This is a genomic window from Rhizobium indigoferae (assembly GCF_034554815.1).
Classification (GTDB): domain Bacteria; phylum Pseudomonadota; class Alphaproteobacteria; order Rhizobiales; family Rhizobiaceae; genus Rhizobium; species Rhizobium leguminosarum.
Window position 1 is genome coordinate 159,268 of the sequence record NZ_CP140637.1, and the last position, 19,316, is coordinate 178,583.

General features: G+C 60.1%; 17 protein-coding genes. 1 reads left to right on the top strand and 16 read right to left on the bottom strand.

Annotation, left to right across the window (positions count from 1 at the left end; all coding sequences use genetic code 11):
- Positions 1-38: 38 nt before the first annotated feature.
- The 7 genes from U5G49_RS27310 to U5G49_RS27340 form a co-directional block, all read right to left on the bottom strand.
- The gene (locus U5G49_RS27310) at positions 39-1,043 is read right to left on the bottom strand and encodes an ABC transporter ATP-binding protein (RefSeq protein WP_246289105.1); all 1,005 of its coding nucleotides are present in this window, start codon (positions 1,041-1,043) and stop codon (positions 39-41) included.
- Positions 1,043-2,020 carry an ABC transporter ATP-binding protein gene (locus tag U5G49_RS27315; RefSeq protein WP_193444924.1) on the bottom strand — a complete coding sequence of 326 codons (978 nt, stop codon included), beginning with the start codon at positions 2,018-2,020 and terminating at the stop codon, positions 1,043-1,045. Before U5G49_RS27315 ends, U5G49_RS27310 begins: the two co-directional genes overlap by 1 nt.
- Entirely contained in the window at positions 2,017-2,931 is a 915-nt protein-coding gene (locus tag U5G49_RS27320; RefSeq protein ID WP_018444632.1) for an ABC transporter permease, read from the bottom strand. The genes U5G49_RS27315 and U5G49_RS27320 overlap by 4 nt, the downstream gene beginning before the upstream one ends.
- A gap of 4 nt (positions 2,932-2,935) precedes the next feature.
- Positions 2,936-3,910: an ABC transporter permease gene (locus U5G49_RS27325; protein WP_193444923.1), complete on the bottom strand. Its 975-nt coding sequence runs from the start codon at positions 3,908-3,910 to the stop codon at positions 2,936-2,938.
- Between the two features lie 66 nt (positions 3,911-3,976).
- Entirely contained in the window at positions 3,977-5,587 is a 1,611-nt protein-coding gene (ggt, locus tag U5G49_RS27330; protein WP_193444922.1) for a gamma-glutamyltransferase, read from the bottom strand.
- Entirely contained in the window at positions 5,584-6,438 is an 855-nt protein-coding gene (locus U5G49_RS27335; protein ID WP_168278751.1) for an alpha/beta hydrolase, read from the bottom strand. The genes ggt and U5G49_RS27335 overlap by 4 nt, the downstream gene beginning before the upstream one ends.
- 146 nt (positions 6,439-6,584) lie before the next feature.
- The gene (locus U5G49_RS27340) at positions 6,585-8,159 is read right to left on the bottom strand and encodes an ABC transporter substrate-binding protein (protein ID WP_193444921.1); all 1,575 of its coding nucleotides are present in this window, start codon (positions 8,157-8,159) and stop codon (positions 6,585-6,587) included.
- A gap of 192 nt (positions 8,160-8,351) precedes the next feature.
- On the opposite strand from U5G49_RS27340, the gene U5G49_RS27345 reads away from it, so the two are divergent.
- Positions 8,352-9,116, top strand: coding sequence for an IclR family transcriptional regulator (locus U5G49_RS27345; protein ID WP_168278747.1), 765 nt, complete (start codon positions 8,352-8,354; stop codon positions 9,114-9,116).
- Between the two features lie 104 nt (positions 9,117-9,220).
- Here U5G49_RS27345 and U5G49_RS27350 read toward each other — a convergent pair whose 3' ends face one another.
- From U5G49_RS27350 to U5G49_RS27390, 9 genes are all read right to left on the bottom strand, one after another.
- Complete coding sequence (locus tag U5G49_RS27350) at positions 9,221-10,156, bottom strand: dihydrodipicolinate synthase family protein (protein WP_168278746.1); 936 nt, start codon at positions 10,154-10,156, stop codon at positions 9,221-9,223.
- A gap of 24 nt (positions 10,157-10,180) precedes the next feature.
- On the bottom strand, positions 10,181-11,134 hold the full coding sequence (locus U5G49_RS27355) for an ABC transporter ATP-binding protein (protein WP_193444920.1): 954 nt from the start codon (positions 11,132-11,134) through the stop codon (positions 10,181-10,183).
- On the bottom strand, positions 11,135-12,151 hold the full coding sequence (locus U5G49_RS27360; RefSeq protein ID WP_193444919.1) for an ABC transporter ATP-binding protein: 1,017 nt from the start codon (positions 12,149-12,151) through the stop codon (positions 11,135-11,137).
- 8 nt (positions 12,152-12,159) lie between these two features.
- Positions 12,160-13,077 carry a dihydrodipicolinate synthase family protein gene (locus tag U5G49_RS27365; RefSeq protein ID WP_193444918.1) on the bottom strand — a complete coding sequence of 306 codons (918 nt, stop codon included), beginning with the start codon at positions 13,075-13,077 and terminating at the stop codon, positions 12,160-12,162.
- Positions 13,078-13,095: 18 nt separating this feature from the next.
- Positions 13,096-13,974, bottom strand: coding sequence for an ABC transporter permease (locus U5G49_RS27370; protein ID WP_193444917.1), 879 nt, complete (start codon positions 13,972-13,974; stop codon positions 13,096-13,098).
- A gap of 1 nt (position 13,975) precedes the next feature.
- On the bottom strand, positions 13,976-14,935 hold the full coding sequence (locus tag U5G49_RS27375) for an ABC transporter permease (RefSeq protein ID WP_193444916.1): 960 nt from the start codon (positions 14,933-14,935) through the stop codon (positions 13,976-13,978).
- A gap of 83 nt (positions 14,936-15,018) precedes the next feature.
- The gene (locus U5G49_RS27380) at positions 15,019-16,617 is read right to left on the bottom strand and encodes an ABC transporter substrate-binding protein (protein WP_193444915.1); all 1,599 of its coding nucleotides are present in this window, start codon (positions 16,615-16,617) and stop codon (positions 15,019-15,021) included.
- Positions 16,601-17,344: a FadR/GntR family transcriptional regulator gene (locus U5G49_RS27385; RefSeq protein WP_130729670.1), complete on the bottom strand. Its 744-nt coding sequence runs from the start codon at positions 17,342-17,344 to the stop codon at positions 16,601-16,603. The genes U5G49_RS27380 and U5G49_RS27385 overlap by 17 nt, the downstream gene beginning before the upstream one ends.
- 176 nt (positions 17,345-17,520) lie before the next feature.
- Positions 17,521-18,807 carry a GGDEF domain-containing protein gene (locus tag U5G49_RS27390; RefSeq protein ID WP_376770326.1) on the bottom strand — a complete coding sequence of 429 codons (1,287 nt, stop codon included), beginning with the start codon at positions 18,805-18,807 and terminating at the stop codon, positions 17,521-17,523.
- Between the last annotated feature and the right edge of the window lie 509 nt (positions 18,808-19,316).

Sequence of the window (19,316 nt, forward strand, 5' to 3'; positions counted from 1 at the left end):
TTTTAGGCCTGAAGCAATCAGGATCCTGTCGTTTGAGATCATTCATCATTGAGATGGCAAGCCGACAAATGCCCCGGTGCAATTTCCTTTTTCACCGGCACTTCCAGATGACAGCGGTCCATCGCGAACGGGCATCTCGGATGAAAGTGACAGCCTTTCGGCGGGTTTATCGGGCTGGGGAGTTCGCCATCGACGGGTTTGAACTGTCGCTTGCCGGGTTCGATGCGCGGCACCTCGGCCAAGAGCGCTTTCGTGTACGGATGATTGGGCCGCCTGAAAACCTCCTCGACGGGCGCCTCTTCGACGATGCGGCCGAGATACATGATCGCAACGCGGTCGGAAATATGTTCCACAACGCCGAGATCATGACTGACGAACAAGTAGGTCAGGTCAAGCTTGTCACGAAGTTCCATGAACAGGTTGATGACCTGAGCCTGGATAGAAACGTCGAGCGCCGCGACGCTTTCGTCACAGACGAGGAATTTCGGCTGCACGGCGAGCGCGCGCGCAATATTGACGCGCTGCCGCTGGCCACCGGAAAACTGGTGCGGGTATCGCTTTTTCATGGCCGGGTCGAAACCGGCCAGCATCAAATATCTGTCGACATAGGCGTCGCGCTCCGCCGAGCGGGCAAGCCCATGCGTTCGAGGCGCCTCCCAGATAAGCTCCTCGACGGTCATGCGCGGATTGAGAGCCGCCATCGGGTTCTGGAATATCATCTGGCTGGCGAGACCAAACTGATGCTGCTCGCCTTTCGACATGGCGCTTCGATCCATCCCCTTCCAGAGAATGTGGCCCTGGCTCGGCGAGGTGATCCCTGCAATGGCGCGGCCGAGCGTCGACTTCCCGCAGCCGCTTTCGCCGACAAGGCCGACAACCTCTCCGGCCCGAATGCTGAGGCTGACGTTATCAAGCGCGTGAACGACAGGCGCGGGTTTGGCCAGTTTGAGCTTGAGCGCGATCTTGGCGGCCAAATCGGGCTTGGCTCCGAAGCGCTGCGACACGTTCCTCACTTCGATCAGGGGCGCGGCGGTCGCGGTCATCATGCCATCTCTTTCGTTACGGGATGAATGCAGCGGAAGGAGCGATCGCCTTCCGGCATGAGCGCCGGCATGACCAGACAGCCGTCAGTTGCCCGATCACAGCGCGTACGAAAACTACATCCCTGTGGGAGGCGGTTGATGGCCGGCGTCATGCCGCGGATCTGGTGAAGGGGCTCTCCGCGTCTGTTTTGCGAAGGAACGGACGCGATCAGACCGGCCGTGTAGGGATGGTGAGGATCGGTCAGAACCTTGCCCACCGGTCCGGTCTCGACGAGGCGGCCGGCATACATGACGGCGATCTCGTCGGCCAATCTTGAGACGATCGCCAGATCGTGCGTGATCCAGATCACCGCCGTATTTCCCTCTTCGGTGAGTTTCTGGAATTCGGAAATGATCTGACTCTGGATCGTCACATCAAGCGCCGTTGTCGGTTCATCGGCGATGATAAGGTCCGGCTTGTGAAGAAGCGCGATGGCAATCGCCACACGCTGGCGCATTCCGCCGGAAAACTGATGCGGATAGGCGGCAAGCCTTTCTTCAGGGCTTGGTATTCCAACCAGCGCCAAAGCATCCCGCGCCCGCTGCCGGGCGGCATCCTTCGAGACGCGGTCGTGTGCCTGAACGGCTTCCACCATCTGCGTCCCGACCGTCAGGACCGGGTTGAGCGTCATCGTCGGATCCTGGAATACCATGGCGATCCGCTTGCCGCGCAGCTGCCGCATCTCTTCGTCCGAATATTTCGCGATGTCGGCGCCGTCGAAGATGATCCGGCCGCCGGCAACTCGGCCGGGTTTATCGAGGAGCCGCATGATCGAGAAGCCGGTCACCGACTTTCCGGATCCGGATTCTCCCACGAGACCAAGGACCTTGCCGCGCTCCACCGTGAACGACACATCATTGACGGCGCAAAGGCTGGGGCGTCCCCTGCCGCCGCCGAATTCGGTGACAAGATTGCTCACTTGCAGCAATGGGGTCATGACATGTTCCTTGGGTTGAGCACATCGCGCAGCCGGTCACCGACGAGATTGATCGCCGCGATCGTGACCAGAAGGGCAATGCCAGGAAAGAAGCTGATCCAGTAGAGGCCTGTCAGAAGATACTGGTAGCCCGTCGAGATCAGCATGCCGAGCGAGGGTTCGGTCACAGATGCACCAAGACCGAGGAAGGACAAGGTTGCTTCGAGGCCGATTGCCCTCGCGATCTGCATCGTGGCGATGACGATGACCGGCGCAAGACAGTTCGGCAGCAGGTGCCTGAAGAGGATGCGCCATCCGGGCAGGCGCAGCATCCGGGCCGCCTCGATATATTCCTTCTCGCGCTCGACCAGAGCGGTGCCGCGGACCGTGCGGGCATAGGTCGCCCACTCGGCGATGATCAGTGCGATCACGACATTGGGCACACCCTTGCCGAGCACGGCGAGCATCATGAGCGCCATCAATATTGTGGGAAACGACAGCTGCAGGTCGACGAGCCGCATCATCGCGGTTTCCGTGCGCCCTCCCATGTAAGCGGCGAACAAGCCGGCTGAGGTTCCGATGATGGCAGCGGCGAAAGCCGACAGAACACCCACCAGCAAAGAGGTGCGCAGCCCATAGAGGATGCCGGACAGGATATCGCGGCCCTGGCTGTCGGTACCGAGGTGATAGACGAGCCCGGTCATGGATTCAGACCCCGGCGGCAGTCGTCCATCCATGATGTCGAGCTGCATCAAATCATAGGGATTTTGCGGAGAGATCCATGGCGCAAACAGCGCCAGGCAGCAGATGATCACCAGCGTGAGGAAGGCGATCGCAGCTGCCGGTGAGCTGAAGAAATCCGCGATCCCTTTCGACAGACGACTGGGTTCGGGCGTTAGAGCGCTTGTGTCTTGCGTGTGTGGTTCGGCCATGGGGTCAAGCCTTTCCTTCCAGCCGGACCCGCGGATCCAGAAGGGTATAACAGATGTCGATGATGAAGTTGAGGACGACGAAGAGCAGCACCATCATCATCAGGTAGGCGACGATGACGGGGCGATCGAGAAGGTTGATCGAGTCGATGATGAGCTTGCCCATGCCCGGCCACGCAAAGATGCTTTCGGTGACGACCGAAAAGGCGATGAGTGACCCGAACTCGAGACCGATAATCGTCACCACCGGGATCATCAGGTTCTTGAGAACGTGCACGGAAATGATCCGCCGCTCTCGCAATCCCTTGGCGCGGGCAAACTTCACATAGTCCTGGGGAAGGACCTCCTGCACGCCGGCACGGGTCAGCCGAAGAATGAGCGACGTCTTGAACAGAGCCAGGTTGAAGGCCGGCAATAAGAGGTGCCGGATGCCGTCTGCGCTCAGAAACGACCATTGTGCGCCGAGCAGCTCCTGCGTCGGGCCGCGGCCATTCGTCGGCAACCAGCCGAGCTCGACGGAAAACACCATGATCAGCATGAGACCGACCCAGAAAGTCGGAAGCGAGAAGCCCAGAATCGAGCCGCTCATGATGAGCTTGGAGGAAATCCGATTGGGGTAGAGCCCTGCATACAGCCCAAGCGGCAAGCCAAACAGCAGCGCGATGCCGAGAGCCGTGATCGCCAGTTCGAGCGTCGCTGGGAGACGTTCGAGGATCAGACCCAGCGCCGGCCGCCCATAAACGAAGCTGTTGCCGAAATCCCCGTGCAGAAGTCCTTGGAGAAACAGCAGATACTGTTTCCACAGCGGCTGATCCAGACCGTAATGCGCGATGACGAGTGCCCGCTCCGCCTGATTGGCGTCCGGGTTGATGAGGATGTCGACCGGGTTGCCGATCACATTGACGCCGATGAAGACAATGATCGTCATCGCGACAATGACGAAGAGCGCCTGTATCAACCGCCTGATAATGGATGTGACCATTGAACCTCTCCCTACAGCGCCGCGCGTCTTTTCGAGAACCGCAAAGGACGCTGTAACACTTTGAATCTAGGCGACGGAGATGGCCATCCCGTCGCGCTGCGGATCGGCCGCGCCTTTCGAGATGCCGCCGTCAATCTTGATCGCGTGGACTGCGGCGAACGCATATGTCTGCGGCGACCGCGCCACCTGATAGCCTTGCGCCCGAAGCTCGTCTTCGACAGAGTGTCGAATGCGATTGCAGATGTCGATCGTGTTTGACACCCCTACGATCCTCGGCGCCGAGACGGCTTCGAGCACGGACATGTCGAAATCGATCATGTTCATCAGGCATTGCGCAACCGCGGGCGCGATATAGCTGCCGCCTGGCGCTCCGATGACGATGCTGGGCTCGCCGTCCTTGAAGACGATCGTCGGCGCAGCCGAACTTGGACGCCGCTTGCCGGGCACGATGGAGCCGGGCTTACCGGGAACCGGGTTAAAGCGGCTCATCGTGCCATTGTACATGAAGCCGAGGCCGTCGGTGATCGCGCCCGAGGGACTGCCGAGGGTGTGGGTCATCGCGACGGCATTGCCGTCCTTGTCGATCACCGAGATATGCGTGGTGTCGCGCTGCGATCCATCAAGGCGCGATACGCTGGCGATCTCACCTGCCTTGATCGCGCCAGCATGCGCCTTTGCATGCTCTTTCGACAGCAGCTTTTCATAGGGCACGTCGACATAGGCGGGATCGCCCATATGCGCGTCCTTGTCGATCGTCATCCGCTTCATGGCCTCGAACAGGATGCGGACATGTTCTGCGCTGCCATGCTGCAGCGAGCCGACGTCGAACTGCTCCATGATATGGAGGAGTTCCAGCATCGGAAAGCCCGAGCCTGGCGGAGGCGAGGTGGCGATGCGGTTGTCGCGGTAGTCGCCCCAAACCGGTTCTACCTTCGACAATTCGTAACGCGCCAGATCCTCCCGATCGATCAAGCCGCCATTTGCCTTGAAATCGCCGGCGATCTGTTCGGCCAGTTCGCCGTGATAGAAGATGTCCGAGCCACCGCTTCGCGCGATGCGTTCGAGGGTCTCTGCCATGTCCTTGTTGACGAGCAGGTCGCCGACGTTCTTGAGCGTACCGTCGTCGTGGAAATAGGTTCTCCGGCCCGTTGCAGAAAAGCGCAGCTTGTCGAGCGTGTTGGCAAAACCGTCATTCGACTGGTCCTTGGCCCAATACCAGTGCATATGGTTTCGGATCATGAAACCGTTACGGGCAAGGCGGATAGCCGGCTTGATGAGATCGGCCCAATCGAAGGTGCCGTAGTCGCGCAGCGCGGTCTCATAGCCCTTGAGCGAGCCGGGGGTGCAGACGGCAAGATAGCCGATATCGGAAATATTGCCTTCAAGCACATAGCCGAAACCGTCGCGGCTCTGGTGCTTGATCTTGTCGAGCCACATGTCCGGCGCAGCCTTCAACGGCGCCCGCGCATAAAATTCGAGGATCTCGTGCACGCCCTTTTTCGGCATGTAGACATGCATGGAGCCGAAGCCGCCGATGCCGGCCATCTGCGGGTCGACCACACCTTGGACGAAGGCACAGGCGAGTGCTGCGTCGATGGCATTGCCGCCGCGTTCCAGAACTTCCGCACCGGCTTCGACTGCCTCCGGCTGAGGCGCTACGATCGTTGCATTTCTCATTTCGCGCGCCGCCCCTCCAGCACCTTTGCCAGGAAGGCCTTGACGTGGCCGAGAACTTTCATCCGGTCGTGAGAGACGCCTGGAACACGATCGAACGTCACATCGACACCCGCTTCGCGGAATGAGCCCGCCAGGGCGGCAAGGCGCTCCGGCCGCGTTTTGCCGGCGTCGTTGGCGCCATCCATGTAGTATTTGCCACCCGGCTTATGGGTGATTTCCCAGGTTTCCAGATCGGCGTCGCCGACGATCATATGCACCGGCACCATGGCGAGATATTCGGGCTGGAAGGCCTTGCCGAAGCGCGCCTCCAGATCCCGAATGCCGACCCACCAGTCACGCGTCGGATCCAGAAGGGTGACGGAACCAGGTGCGCCGATCGATGCCGCCCAGAGCCTTTCCGGATGCAGGATTGCGAAACGGTGCACGAAATGCCCGCCGCCGGAGAAGCCGAACATGGCGAATTTGGACCAGTCCTGGCGGTATTTGTCGGCCATCTCCGCGACCATGGCAAGGACGACCTGATCGTAGCGGATGTCGCCTTCCTCAAGAAACTTGTAGCCGGAACGCGCACCGTCGCCGAGAACGCCGACCGGGAAGATCGGGCAAAGGATTGCACAGTCGTTGTAGAGCCCGAATTCGGCAAAACCGTCGCGGAAGTCGATGGCCGACGTGCGCCCGGTGCCGTGGACCGCGACCAGGAGGTCGAGCTTGCGGCCGTCTGCCGCCGTCGGTGGCACATAAAGCACCATATGGAGGCGGGGATCGGCCTGAGAGGCGAAGATGGCCGTCTGGCCATAGTCATAGATGGCCTTCGCCCGGGCGACGGCTTCGCCCGTTCCAAGTTCCTGCATGAATGTCTCCTGGGAGATGAAGAAAGGGACGGCCTTGGTGCGGCCCCATGCTGCTGTTTTAAACCGCGTCGCATCGAATGGATCGACGCGACGCACTTCAAATCTTATTTGTCCCAAAACCGCGGCACGCTTTTGGACGGCATGCATTAGTCCGCCGGCTTTACGTCGTAGGCGAGCGTATATTTATCGCCGCGCGGGGTGTAGGACACGGTCTTCTTTGCGCCCAGCACGACGTTTTCGTAGTGCATCGGGAGGAGCCAGAGGTTGTTGAAGGTCTCGGTCGACAGTTCCTCGAGAAGGGGCGCGCGTGCAGCTTCATCGAGCGTCGAACTGGCCTTGGCCAGCACCTCGTCGATCTTCGGATCGGACACGCCGCCGCCGTTATATCTGCCGGTCCCCTTTTTCTCGTCGCGCGTTGCGACCAGCGCAACAGTCGGATTGGTGGTTTCACCGGTGTTCACACCCCAGGAGCCGAAATAGGTGCTGTAGGTGCCCTTTGAATAGGCTTCCGAATACATCGACCAAGGCAGGACCTCGACTTTCGATTTGATGCCGATGCGCGTGAACATCTGGCCGACCGCCTGCAGAACTTCGGCATCCTTGACGTAACGGCCAGAGGGGCCATGCAGGGTCAGGCTGAAGCCGTCGGGATAACCGGCCTCGGCCAGAAGCGCCTTGGCGGCAGCGGGATCATAGCCCACCTTCTCGACTTTTTCGGAAAAGCCCGCATAGCCTTGGGCGACGAATTGGTCGGCCACCGTGCCGTTCTTCTGCATGACGCGGTCGACGATTGCCGGCCGGTTGATCGACATCAGCATTGCGCGACGCACCCGTTCATCCTTGAGCGGGTTCTTGCCGAGATCGGAGCCATCCGCAGACTTCACGAAAGGCGAAACATCGCGGCTCACATCAAGGCCAAGATAAACAAAGCGGGAAGACCGACCATTGATGATCTGCAGATTATCGCTCGCTTCCACGCGTGCCATTCCATCGGCAGGAAGGGTTTCGACAATGTCGATCTCGTTGGAAAGAAGCGATGCCAGACGGGCGCCGTCATCGGGCAGGAAGCGCAGCGTGACGTTCGACCAGTGCGAGGGTCCAGCGAAATAGCTGTCATTGCGCTTCAAGGTCAGGCTGCTGCCTGGCGAATAGGAGACGAAGGAATAGGCCCCGGTTCCGATTGCACACTTGCCGTTGTCGAAATCCTGGACAGGCGCCTCCTTGCAATCGGCGCTGATAATGCGAATTCGGCTGACGGAATTCAACAGGATCGGATCCGGAACCTTCGTCTCGACGACGATGGTATAGGGATCCGTGGCCGTGACATTGACAATATTGCGGGTGTAAGAAGCAAAGCTCTGGCTGGGCTTGTCGCGGGCACGCAGAAGCGAAGCGATGACGTCATCGGCGTTGAACTCGCTGCCGTCATGGAATTTCACGCCCTTCCGCAGTTTGAATTCCCAGTGGGTCGGGTCGATGACCTTCCATTCGGTGGCGAGTTCCGGCGCATTTGCCGACGTTCCCGTGAGGTTTATCAGGCTGTCCCAGATATGGCGCGAGGTCGCATTGTTGGGAGCCGAACTGTCTTCATGGGGATCGAGCGTCGTCGGCGTCGTCGACATCCCGATCGTCAGCGGGGTTTCCTGTGCGACGACCATTGCAGGAATAGCAATCGTTCCAAGCAGCCCGATCGCTGCCCGCGTTAATGTTTTTGCGGCCATTTCTTCCATCCCGGTTTAGCGTTTTTAGGCCGACCCTGCTGGTCGGTACGAGCAGGTTCCCGTCCACTCTTGACACAAATTGGTAAGGGGCCCTCAACGGGACTGTCAAACGGAAAACAAGTGCGTTACGATAGGCGTAACCTGAAATTATGCCAATCCTTCGGCTCTGGTCGCGGAGAAAATTCTTGTCCCATGGACAAAAGACAACCATCAAAAAGCGATATCGTGCAATCGGTTGATGTCTGCATCGAGGTATTGCTGAATGTCGCCAAAAACCCGGATATCAGACTGACTGAGGTGGCGCAGAACCTCGGGGAAACCAAGCCGAGAATTTTGCGCATGTTACGCACACTGGAACGGCGCGGCCTGGTGCGGAAGAGCGAGACAGGCACTTACCGCCTGGGGACGACTGCGATCATTCTCGGGACCGCTGCATCGACACAGGTTGATCTGGTGCGAATAGCCAATCCTATCCTTGAAGAAGTCGGTCAGAAGGCGAACGAAACGACCCAGCTCAGGATCATCGACAATGGGGAATCCCTGTGCATTGCAAAGTTCGAACCGATGCGCGACTTGCGGGTGCAGGCGATGATCGGTCGAAGACGGCCGCTCACGGCGGGCTCGTACAAGGTGCTTCTCGCCTATCTCCAGCCCCAGGTGCAGTTGCAAATGATCCCCGAAACTTTGCCGCGGCTGACCAAGCGCACGATCACGGATCGTGGCAAGTTGATTGCTGAATTGGATAAAATCCGCCGCCAGGGATTTTGTGTGAGCTATGGTGAAGTGAGCGATCAACTTGTCTCCGTCTCAGTGCCGGTTCTGGCATTCGACGGATCCGTGATCGCCGCGGTGAATGTCGGCGCCCCGGCCTTCCGCACGCAAAAAAGCGACGTCGACCGCTTCATCGTTCTGCTGAAGGAGGCCTCCAGCAAGATATCGGCCCGGCTGGGATGGTAGAACTTTTCGTCCTGCGCCATATCGGACCTTGTCTCTTCGGTTCGACGCCCATCAAGGCGAGCCAACGCAGGTTGTTTCGTGCCATGCCCGCTCTTTAAGCAAATTCAGGGGAAAAGATCGGGGAGTTCGGAGCGTGCGATAGGTCGCAACCTGACCGCTTCTGCCGTGTCTATCGAACGATAGGGGAACCGCAAACGGGTGCCGACGGGTCCCCAATTGCCGATCGCACTTAAGAGTTTGTCGAGAGCGGCGTTCGAATAACCAAGGTCGTGGCGGAAGGGGACGATATGCGCGTCCATGAACGCGCAGATGCGTCGTTCCAGATCGAGTGCGGCGTCGATATCGTTTCGCATGGAGACCGTCCAGGTCTGAGCGCCGCGGGGGCTAAGGCAGGCCACATTGGAAAAGGACCCTGCCGCGACGCCCTGTTTGATGCCGGTTGCGAGATGATGACCGGGAACGAAGAGCGACAGACCGGAAAGACGTTCACGTGCCTCCGCATACCAAGAGTCGTCGCCGTCGGCGAGCTTGATGCCGATCACCTCAGGCACCGCCGCGCAGACCATGCCCAGCGCCTTTGGCGCCAGCACCCGTTTTGCATGCGGCGGATTATAAAGGATGAGCGGAATTCCGTCGGCAGCGTCGGCTGCTCGTTTCAGGAAGTCGACCGCTTCGTCATCGTTGAGCGGCCACCAGTCCGGCAATATGACTTGAATGGCGCGGGGATCGAGCGCGGCGGCGCGGCGGACCCGATTGAGCATGATCAGCGGATCGGGCTGGCAGGCGCCGATGACGAATGGCATAGAGGAAGCCTTGCAGCGTTCGGCCAGCATTGCCTGGATACTGTCGAACTCCTCCTCCGTCTGATTGTGGAATTCGCCGGCAGTGCCGTTCGAATAAATACCATCGACGCCGGCATCGATGAGGATATCGATCTCTTCACCGAGCTTGTCGAATTCGATGCTGTCATCGGCTCCGATCGGTAGAAGCAGGCTCGCCCAGTTTCCGCCGATGGCGGGATGTGGCGTCGTCGCGTTCATCTATTGTCTCCGGTGGATGGCGGATCAGTTGAGGTCGTCGCGGATGCAGGCCTTGAGGTGGCCGGGAGCGACTTCCCGCAATTGCGGGATCGTACCGGCGCAGGCATCGAGCGCGCTTGGACAGCGCGTGCGGAAGACACATCCGCTCGGCGGATTGGCCGGGCTTGGAATATCGCCTTTCAGGATCTGCCTGTTGCGGCGGGCATCCGGATCGGGCGACGGAATCGCCGAGAGCAGGGCGCGCGTATAGGGATGCTGTGGTCTCGCATAGAGATCGGCACTCGGCGCGACTTCCATGATGCGGCCGAGATAGAGCACGATCACCCGGTCGCAGATATATTCGACGACGGCGAGGTCATGCGAGATGAACAGCATGGTCAGGCCAAGCCGCTGCTGCAGGTCGCGCAGCAGGTTGATCACCTGCGCCTGGATCGACACGTCGAGCGCCGAAACCGGCTCGTCGGCGACGATGAATTCGGGTGACAACGTCAACGCACGGGCGATCCCGATGCGCTGGCGCTGGCCGCCGGAAAATTCATGCGCGTAGCGATTGATCGCGTCGGCGGGCAGATCGACCTGGGCCAGTGCCGACCGCGCCCGTTCGAGCCTGTCACGGGCGGTGCCGATCCCCTGGATCTTCAGGCCTTCTGTCAGGATCTCGCCGATCGTCATGCGCGGCGACAGGCTGGCGAAGGGGTCCTGGAAAATATACTGCATGCGCGGCCGTTGCCGTCTGAGCGCGGAGGCGGAAAGCGCTGTGAGTTCCGTCCCGTCGAAGCGGACGCTGCCAGACGACGGCTCGACGAGGCGAAGGATGGAACGCCCGATCGTGGTCTTTCCGCTGCCGGATTCGCCGACAAGCCCGACCACTTCACCCTTGCCGATATCGAAGGAGATGCTCTGGAGAATGTTCAGCCGCGTACCACGGGAGGTATAATGTTTCGAAAGGTCGCGGACGGAGAGCAGCGGTGCGCTCATCTAGATCTCCTTCCATCTGATGCAGCGGCTGCGGTGCTGCGAATTGACCTGTTCGAGCGCGGGAACCGCGACGCGACAGGCATCGATCGCGAATTTGCAGCGCGGGGAAAAGGCGCAGCCGCTCGGGATGTTCATCAGGCTCGGGACCATGCCGGGAATGGCGGCGAGCTTTTCGCCGGCCTGTTTCATCCGCGCTGCATCGCCAAGGCGCGGCATGGAGGCGAGAAGGCCCATCGTGTAGGGATGCTTGGGATTGCGGAAAACCTCGCCGACCGGCCCTTCTTCGACGATCCGGCCGGCATACATCACCGCAACGCGGTGGGCGATTTCGGCGACGACTCCGAGATTGTGGGTGACGAAGAGCATGGCCATGCCGCGCTCGCGCTGCAGTTTGAGAAGCAGGTCGAGAATCTGCGCCTGAATTGTCACGTCGAGCGCCGTGGTCGGCTCGTCGGCGATCAGCAGAGCCGGATCGCAGGCGAGCGCCATGGCGATCGTCGCACGCTGCCGCATGCCGCCCGACAGTTCGTGCGGATATTGGCCGGCACGGCGTCGAGCGTCCGGTATGCCGACGCTTTCAAGCAATGCGACGGCTGCGTCCATCGCCGCCTTGCGGTCGGCGCCGCGATGGATGCGAATCGGCTCGCCAATCTGGTCGCCGATAGTGAAAACGGGATTGAGGCTCGACATCGGCTCCTGGAATATCATGCCGATGTCGTCGCCCCTGATCCTGCGCATGCTCTCTTCGTCGAGGGAAACCAGATCTCTGACCGCGCCGCCGCTGGTCGCGAGGCGGATGCTGCCTGCGGCGATCACGCCGATATTGCGGGTGAGCAACCGCATGACCGACAGGCTGGTGACCGACTTGCCGGAGCCGGATTCGCCGACGAGCGCAAGCGTCTCGCCGGCGGCAACGGTCAGGTCGATATCGTTGACCGCCGTGATCTCGCCGCCGCGGGTACGGAAGATCGTTCGCAATCCTCTGATGTCGAGTACGGGTTCGGTCGTCTGTCCCATCAGCTTGCTCAGTTCAGCAGGCCGGTTGCACGCAAGATCTCGTCGATACGTGCCGTTTCCGTCTCGTTCAGGCTGGCACGCGGCCGCGGCATGACGGCGGAATCGATGATGCCGAGGCTACGCATGGCGGTCTTGAAAGCGCCGATCCCCGCTGCGCCGCCGCTGACGCGGCCCTGCGCGACCCAAACGATTTCGAAGAGGCGGCAGAGGCGCTCCTGTTCCTTCCTCGCGGCGACCCAGTCGCCGCGCTGCGCAGCATCCCAAAGGCGGACATAGCCGTGCGGATCGACATTGGCGATACCGGGGACAACGCCGTCGGCCCCCATCAACAAGGCGGTGTCGACGACGATCTCGGAGCCGGTCATCAGGAAGACGTCCTTGTGTTCGGCAAGGTCGAGGAGCGCATAGCGGAAGTTGCCGTCGTCGCCGCTGGAATCCTTGAGGCCGATAATCGCGCCTTCCCCAGCAAGCGTGACGACCGTCTGGCGCTGCAGCTTGACGTGAACGCAAACGGGAATGTCGTAGGCGATCAGCGGAATGTCCACCGCGTCGCGGATATAACGGAAGTGATCGAGGATCTCGGACTGGCTGGTGACGGTGTAAAATGGCGCCGTCACGACGACCGCGTCGGCACCGGCGGACTTTGCAACCTTTGCGTGGGCGATGACGCGATCCGTGGTCGGATCGATGACGCCGACGATCAACGGCACGCGGCCATTCACCACCTTGGCCGAATGTTCGATGATTTCCCGCCGGGTCTTCTCGTCATGGAAGATCACCTCGCTTGTCGAGCCGAGGACGAATACGCCATGGCAACCGGCATTGATCAGATGCTCGAGCACACGCGTATAGGAAGGATAGTCGACGGTGAAATCCGGATTGAGCGGGGTTACGACGGGAGGGACGACACCCTTGAATTTGGTCATTTTCACTTCTTTCGATTGTCAGTTCAGTTCGGCACGCGGGTCGAAGGCATCTCTGAGGCCATCGCCAATGAAATTGATTGCCAGGACGGCAAGGATGAGCGCGGCGCCGGGGAAGAGCCATTGCCACGGATATTGTTCGAGCACGGCGGTCGAGCGGGCCGCGTTCAGCATGTTGCCCCAGCTGGCCGCCGGCGGGGCGATGCCGAGACCGAGGAAGGACAGGCCGGCCTCGAGCAGGATGGCATTGGCGATCTGCAGCGTCGCATAGACCACGAGGATATCGATCGAGTTCGGCAGGCCGTGGCGAAAGAGCAGATGTCCGATGCCGGCGCCCATGCCGCGGGCGGCCAGGACGAAGTCGCGTTCACGCAATTCCAGCAGCCGCGAGCGGATCATGCGCGCAAGCAGCGGCCAGGAAAGTAGCGAGATGACGATCACGGTCGGCCAGATGCCGGTACCGGCGATCGAGGCGAGCACAAGCAGGAAGATGACGGGCGGCAGGGTCATCACCAGATCGACGAAGCGCATCGAGACGGCGTCCGTCCAACGTCCCGCAAGCGCCGAGATGGCCCCGAAGAGAAACCCGATGACTGCGGAAAGCGCGGTCGATGCGACGGCGACCAGGAGCGAAATCCGGCCACCTTCGAGCACGCGGGCGAAGACGTCGCGTCCGACGCCGTCGGCTCCGAACCAATGCGTTACCGTCGGGCCGCTATTCATCGCCAGGAGATCGATGTCGTTCGGCCGGAAAGCCCACCACAGCGGATAGGAGAGGATCAACAGCAGCATTGGCGTGGCAATGCAGACGCCGGCAACGGCTGCGCGATTGAGCAGAAACCGACTGAAGGCGCGGGCAAGTGGCCCCGGGCTGCGGCGTTCGGGAGAGCGTGCCAACATATCAACCCACCTTGATGCGCGGGTCGACGACCGCATAGGTGATGTCGGTCAGAAGATTGACGACGATAACGCAAGTGCCGATGACGAGCGTCGCCCCCATGATGACGGGGTAGTCACGGGTCTGCACGGCATCGACGAGCAGGAGCCCCATGCCCGGCCAGTTGAAGACGCTCTCGATGAAGATGGCGCCGCCGATTGCAAGCCCGATGGTGGAGCCAATCAGCGTGACGATCGGCAGAAGCGCATTGCGCAAGGCATGCTTGCTGACGACCCAAAATTCACGAACGCCCTTGGCCCGGGCCGTGCGCACGAAATCCTGGTTCAGGACTTCGAGCAGCGAAGCGCGCATGTAGCGCATGATCAATGCGGCTTGCGCGACAGACAGAAGTGCCGCCGGCAGGATCAGATGGTGGAGGAGATCGCTCACCGAGAATTCCTCGCCCGGCGTCAGCATGCCGCCAGACGGCATCCAGTGCAGGCGGACGGAGAAAATATAAAGGCCGATCAGCGCGCTGAGGAATGCCGGGCTGGAAATGCCGGCAAGCGCAACCACCGACAAGGAGAGATCGGCAAGCGAATTGCGGCGGACGGCGCCGATCACCCCGAAGGTGATGCCTGCGACGACGGCGAAGGCAAGTGCGGTGCCCATCAATAGCACTGTCGGGCCAATCCGTGACAGCACCAGACCGAGAACCGGTTGATCGAGACGCTTGATCGAATAGCCGAGATTGCCTGTCAGCGCCTGCTGCAGCCAGCCCAGATACTGCACGGGCAAGGGCTGATCGAGCCCGAGACTTCTGCGCAGATCGGCAAGGTCAGACGGCGACATCGGCAGGTTCGGATCGACATAGGCATCGATCGGATCGCCGGGTGTCAGGCGCAGCAGCAGGAAGATCAGCATGCTCAGGGCGACGAGCATGCCTATTCCTATCACCAGGCGTCTCAGACTGTATTGGAGCATCGGCAATCCGTCTTATCGGGCCGTCTTGTCAGGCCGTCTTGACAGGGTGGCCGAGGCCACCCTCAAGGCTTTTCGGAAAACGCCTATTCGGCGATCGACCACTTCTGCGGGTTGGCCTGGTAGGGGCCGCCGCCCGGCGCCGGCGTCCAGACGAAATCCTTCACCTTGGTCGAGACGATGCCGTAGCGGTTTGCCACCCAGAGCGTCGCCCAGGGCAGGTTCGTGTTCATCACCTTGCAGACGTCCTGGTAGGCAGCATCCCGCTTGGTGCTGTCCGGCTCGGCCAGCGCGCTGTCGAGCGCCTTGGTGAGGTCAGGCATGCGAACCCTGGCGACATTCGGTCCGGCCGGAGGAATCTGCTTCTCGTTGAGGCCGACATTGATGCTTCCGGCATCCGGCCCGTTCTGCAGCCCGGCGTAAACCAGCTGGAACTGGGCAATATCCGGCGTCGCATTGAGCACGATGCTGTTATAAGTCGGCGCATCGACGGCGCGCGGGACGATGTTGATGCCGACCTGGGCAAGCATCGCCTGGACTGCCGCAAGTACGTTGGTGGCAAGCGGCGTGGTGTAATAGGTCAGAAGCGTGATCGGCTTGCCGCCGTTGATCTGGTCCCAGCCGGCTTCGGTCAGCAACTGCTTGGCCTTCTCGGGATCGTAGGCATAGGTGTCGATGCCCTGCGGTATCAGCTGTTCGGCGACATAGGCGCAATTGGCAGGCTTGGCCGCACCACCATAGAGGCTCTGGATGATGGCATCGCGATTGATCGCGTACATCACCGCCTGGCGCACGCGCACATCCTTCCAGAGCGGAGAATCGTGGTTGAAGCCGAGATAGTTGACGACGAAAGAGTCGCCTTCGATGACCTTGAAGTCCTTGTTGTCCTTGAAGGTCGGCACATCGTTGGAATCGACATAGGTGAACTGGATTTCGCCGGATCTTAGTGCCGCGATCGCCGCGGCCGGGTTGGCGAAATAGCGATCGATAACGCGTTCCAGTGCGGGCTTGCCACCGCGATAATCGGTGTTTGCGGCAAGTTCGACATACTGATCCGAGACGTATTTGGTGAATTTGAACGGGCCGGTGCCGATCGGCGCGGTGGACCACCATGTGTTCTTTGCCAGTTGGTCGGCCGGAATCGAGGCGAGCGCATGCTCGGGCAGCATCATCACCTTGGTCATCGTATCGAGAAAACTGCTGCTCGGTGCGCTGAGCTTGATGACAACAGTGTGATCGTCCGGCGTCTCGACGGACGATATGCCCTTCAATCGGGCGGCGAGTACCGAGCCGGTTTTCGCATCCATCGCAAGGGTCATGGTGAACTTCGCGTCATTGGCGGTAAACGGTTTGCCGTCGTGCCATTTGGCGTCCGCCAGCTTGAACGTGTAGCTCATCTGGTCCGGGCTGACCTCGTAGGAGCTTGCCAGCGCGCCGACGACCTTCTGCAACTTCTCGTCATAGGTGATCAGCGGTTCGTAGTAGACGCTGAGCCAGGTGAAGCCGGCGGTGGCGGCAAGCGGATTGAAGTTGCCCTGGAAGCCTCCGGGGCCGACATCGAAGCCACCCGACAGCGTGGCTGCCTGAGCCTGGGTTGCAATTCCCGAAACGACAAGAGCCGGAACGGCAGCCGTCGACAGCAGGGCGCTAAGCCCGATAACGGATAATCTAGACAGTCTTTTCATGTGTTCCTCCCACGTTTGAACTTGTCTTGTTGTTGGCAATCACCCGGGCAATGCCCTCGTAGTGACGATCCAGGCGTCTGCGCGCCTCCTCCAGATCCCTTGCCTCGATCGCATCGACGATCGCGGCATGGTCGCGCCACGTCGCCATCGGATCGGTATTTTCAAGATTGACGAAATCCGATGCCTTGTAGAAGGCGAGCCAGAAGACATCGATCAGCCGCACGAGCGTTTCATTGTCCTGGCAGCGGAACAGCAGTCGGTGGAAGAGCTGGTCGTCTTCCGCAAAGGTTTCACCCCGTTCGGCATGGGCGCGCATTCGATTGACGGTGGCGCGCAGTTCGGCGATGTCCCCTTCCCCGATCACGTCGATCGTCTTGCTGATCAATCCCACTTCCAGCGTGCGCCGGATTTCGAGGACTTCCTCGATCTGTCGCAGGGCGCCGCCGAGGCCGTAAGCGAGGTTGTCGAGAAGCGGCTCGAAGGAAAAGGCCTTCACGAAGATACCGACGCCGCGCCGCGTCTCCAGCACACCGAGCGATTCCAACGCTTTGATGCCTTCCCTCAGCGAATTGCGGCTGACGCCGAGCTGGGTGGCAAGCTCTCCTTCCGCCGGAAGCAGGGTTCCGGGCGCAAGGCCATTGTCGTCGATATAGGCGCGCAGACTTTCCTGCACGGAGACATGCAGCAGCGGCGCGCGCGTCAGCGGCTTCATCGATTTCAATGTCATGCCGGCCACTCTCTCGCATCGCCAATAAGATGGATATTAGATATCCACTTGTAGGATATCTGTCAAATGGTCAGGCTTAACGATTGACACCGAACCCCGCTCGCATCTGGTTGAGGCGGTCGTTCCTGGGGGCCAGAACGACAAGATGCAAACAGCTCAGTTTTCCTGGAACGACCTCAGCCGGAGGCTTGACCGACCTCTGCAGCATGGACCACCACGCAGTTGCGGCCGGTCCTTTTGGCAAGGTAGAGTGCCGCATCGGCCTGTCGCTGCATGTGCTCTGCGGACACGAATTCACTGTTTTCCATCAATATCGCTATTCCGATGCTGACAGTGACCCAGGGACCGACGCGGGAGGTAGGATTTGGAAGAGACGCAGCTTCTACTCGGCTTCGAATTCTCTCAGCAACCAGCCGGGCCTGTTGTTCATCGGCGCCTGGGAGAAAGACGAGAAATTCTTCGCCTCCGTACCGGGCGACTTGGTCTCGCTCGTCTCTCATACTGCTCTGAATGATGCCGGCAACTTTCACCAGGCAACGGTCGCCCTCGGCATGCCCGCGATTATCGTTGAGGCGCTTGAAGTCATCGACATCGCACATCAGCATCGCCGCGCTGCTCGTTCGTTTAAGGTCCTCGTTCCAGAAATGATGGAGCGTTTCCATCATCGAACGCCGGTTGGCGACACCGGTCAGCGGATCGGTCCCCGCCAGCAACTCCAGCTGGGAATTGGCGTCAGTAAGCTCCGCGAGGCGAGTTCGATCTCGTAACTCAAGCAAGAAGGTTTTCTGAGCGAAGATGGTGGCGGTGCGTCTGGCAACGACGGTTGCCGCCACACCGCTTGCGAAAAACAGCGTACCGGCCAGAGCACTCCCCACTTCAATGCCCGGATTTCGCAGCTGAAACACAAGATAAATACCGAGGGCAGCTGCACCGATCGTCATCGCCCAACCGAGTGGAACGGGAAATATGATAATGGCAGTGACGGCCACAAAGAGCATGATGGTCAAATGCCGCTCGTAAAACTCGCCACCGGTGTTAACGCCCACCAAGGCTACCGAAAGAAGGATGAGAAAAACAGCCGAGAGGAGGAAAACTCCCTGCACCCACAAAGCGTGCGGCCGCAGGAAGGCTATCGCGGCGACAAGAGCTGCGGGGGGAAGGATAGACGCTGGCCAAAGCATCGACATTACGGTTTCGGTCGGAAGCAAGATCGCGTTGAGGCCCAACGTCAGAACGTCGAGCACGATAACCCAAACCATCCACGCGCGGATGATCTTGGCAGTCCGCGGCCAGGAGCGTTCGCGAAAAAGCTGGGCCAGTTCCCCATTGAAGCGGATATCACGCGTGCGTCCACCGAGCAGGCGCTCGACTTGCTCCACAATGGCCGGGCTCAACCTCTGGAGAGGTTTCCGCGAAGACGCCCTTACCGGTTTGATAGGAGCTGTGGTTCGCTCGGTATCCATGTGTCGGATCTAGGGAGCAGACGACCGGAGGCAAGACGAGCCGCAAATTCCGCCCCAAAAGACGATATGCTTGCCCTAATGATTTTGTACCAGGGGACGACAGTATGTCGTTAACGTGTCATATCGGGTCAAAGTCTCACGCGTGCCAGGCCGAATTCACGGTTCGACTCCTTTCAAGGCCCCAATCATCCTCGATGAGGTAGGCCATCCAATGATCAAAGCTCGCCCGAAGCGAGATTGAGGAGGATGCCCGCTGAAATCCGACGAAAGGCGATATTTGCATCTTCGAGAAACTGAGGTTCTGGAAATAGGCGGGTTGTTGGTTCACATCCGTTCAAGGCGGTCGAACGTGGCGAAGATTACTTAAGAGCGCTTACCTTAGCTTTCTCCTTATTTGAATAAAGCCACGCTTACTTAAATAGCGGCCGAAACCCATACTCGCGTCGCGATCCTCGAGGCACTGATCCTTTGCCCCCAACCGCGTGAACATACCATTAATCTACGGGTCG

Bases quoted from the DNA above. Each gene is read 5' to 3' on its own strand.
- U5G49_RS27350 (WP_168278746.1), bottom strand. From the start codon at position 10,156: ATGAACGCGACGACGCCACATCCCGCCATCGGCGGAAACTGGGCGAGC.
- U5G49_RS27320 (WP_018444632.1), bottom strand. From the start codon at position 2,931: ATGGCCGAACCACACACGCAAGACACAAGCGCTCTAACGCCCGAACCC.
- U5G49_RS27355 (WP_193444920.1), bottom strand. From the start codon at position 11,134: ATGAGCGCACCGCTGCTCTCCGTCCGCGACCTTTCGAAACATTATACC.
- U5G49_RS27390 (WP_376770326.1), bottom strand. From the start codon at position 18,807: ATGGATACCGAGCGAACCACAGCTCCTATCAAACCGGTAAGGGCGTCT.
- U5G49_RS27365 (WP_193444918.1), bottom strand. From the start codon at position 13,077: ATGACCAAATTCAAGGGTGTCGTCCCTCCCGTCGTAACCCCGCTCAAT.
- U5G49_RS27345 (WP_168278747.1), top strand. From the start codon at position 8,352: ATGGACAAAAGACAACCATCAAAAAGCGATATCGTGCAATCGGTTGAT.
- U5G49_RS27360 (WP_193444919.1), bottom strand. From the start codon at position 12,151: ATGGGACAGACGACCGAACCCGTACTCGACATCAGAGGATTGCGAACG.
- U5G49_RS27310 (WP_246289105.1), bottom strand. From the start codon at position 1,043: ATGACCGCGACCGCCGCGCCCCTGATCGAAGTGAGGAACGTGTCGCAG.
- U5G49_RS27375 (WP_193444916.1), bottom strand. From the start codon at position 14,935: ATGCTCCAATACAGTCTGAGACGCCTGGTGATAGGAATAGGCATGCTC.
- U5G49_RS27325 (WP_193444923.1), bottom strand. From the start codon at position 3,910: ATGGTCACATCCATTATCAGGCGGTTGATACAGGCGCTCTTCGTCATT.
- U5G49_RS27335 (WP_168278751.1), bottom strand. From the start codon at position 6,438: ATGCAGGAACTTGGAACGGGCGAAGCCGTCGCCCGGGCGAAGGCCATC.
- ggt (WP_193444922.1), bottom strand. From the start codon at position 5,587: ATGAGAAATGCAACGATCGTAGCGCCTCAGCCGGAGGCAGTCGAAGCC.
- U5G49_RS27315 (WP_193444924.1), bottom strand. From the start codon at position 2,020: ATGACCCCATTGCTGCAAGTGAGCAATCTTGTCACCGAATTCGGCGGC.
- U5G49_RS27340 (WP_193444921.1), bottom strand. From the start codon at position 8,159: ATGGCCGCAAAAACATTAACGCGGGCAGCGATCGGGCTGCTTGGAACG.
- U5G49_RS27380 (WP_193444915.1), bottom strand. From the start codon at position 16,617: ATGAAAAGACTGTCTAGATTATCCGTTATCGGGCTTAGCGCCCTGCTG.
- U5G49_RS27385 (WP_130729670.1), bottom strand. From the start codon at position 17,344: ATGACATTGAAATCGATGAAGCCGCTGACGCGCGCGCCGCTGCTGCAT.
- U5G49_RS27370 (WP_193444917.1), bottom strand. From the start codon at position 13,974: ATGTTGGCACGCTCTCCCGAACGCCGCAGCCCGGGGCCACTTGCCCGC.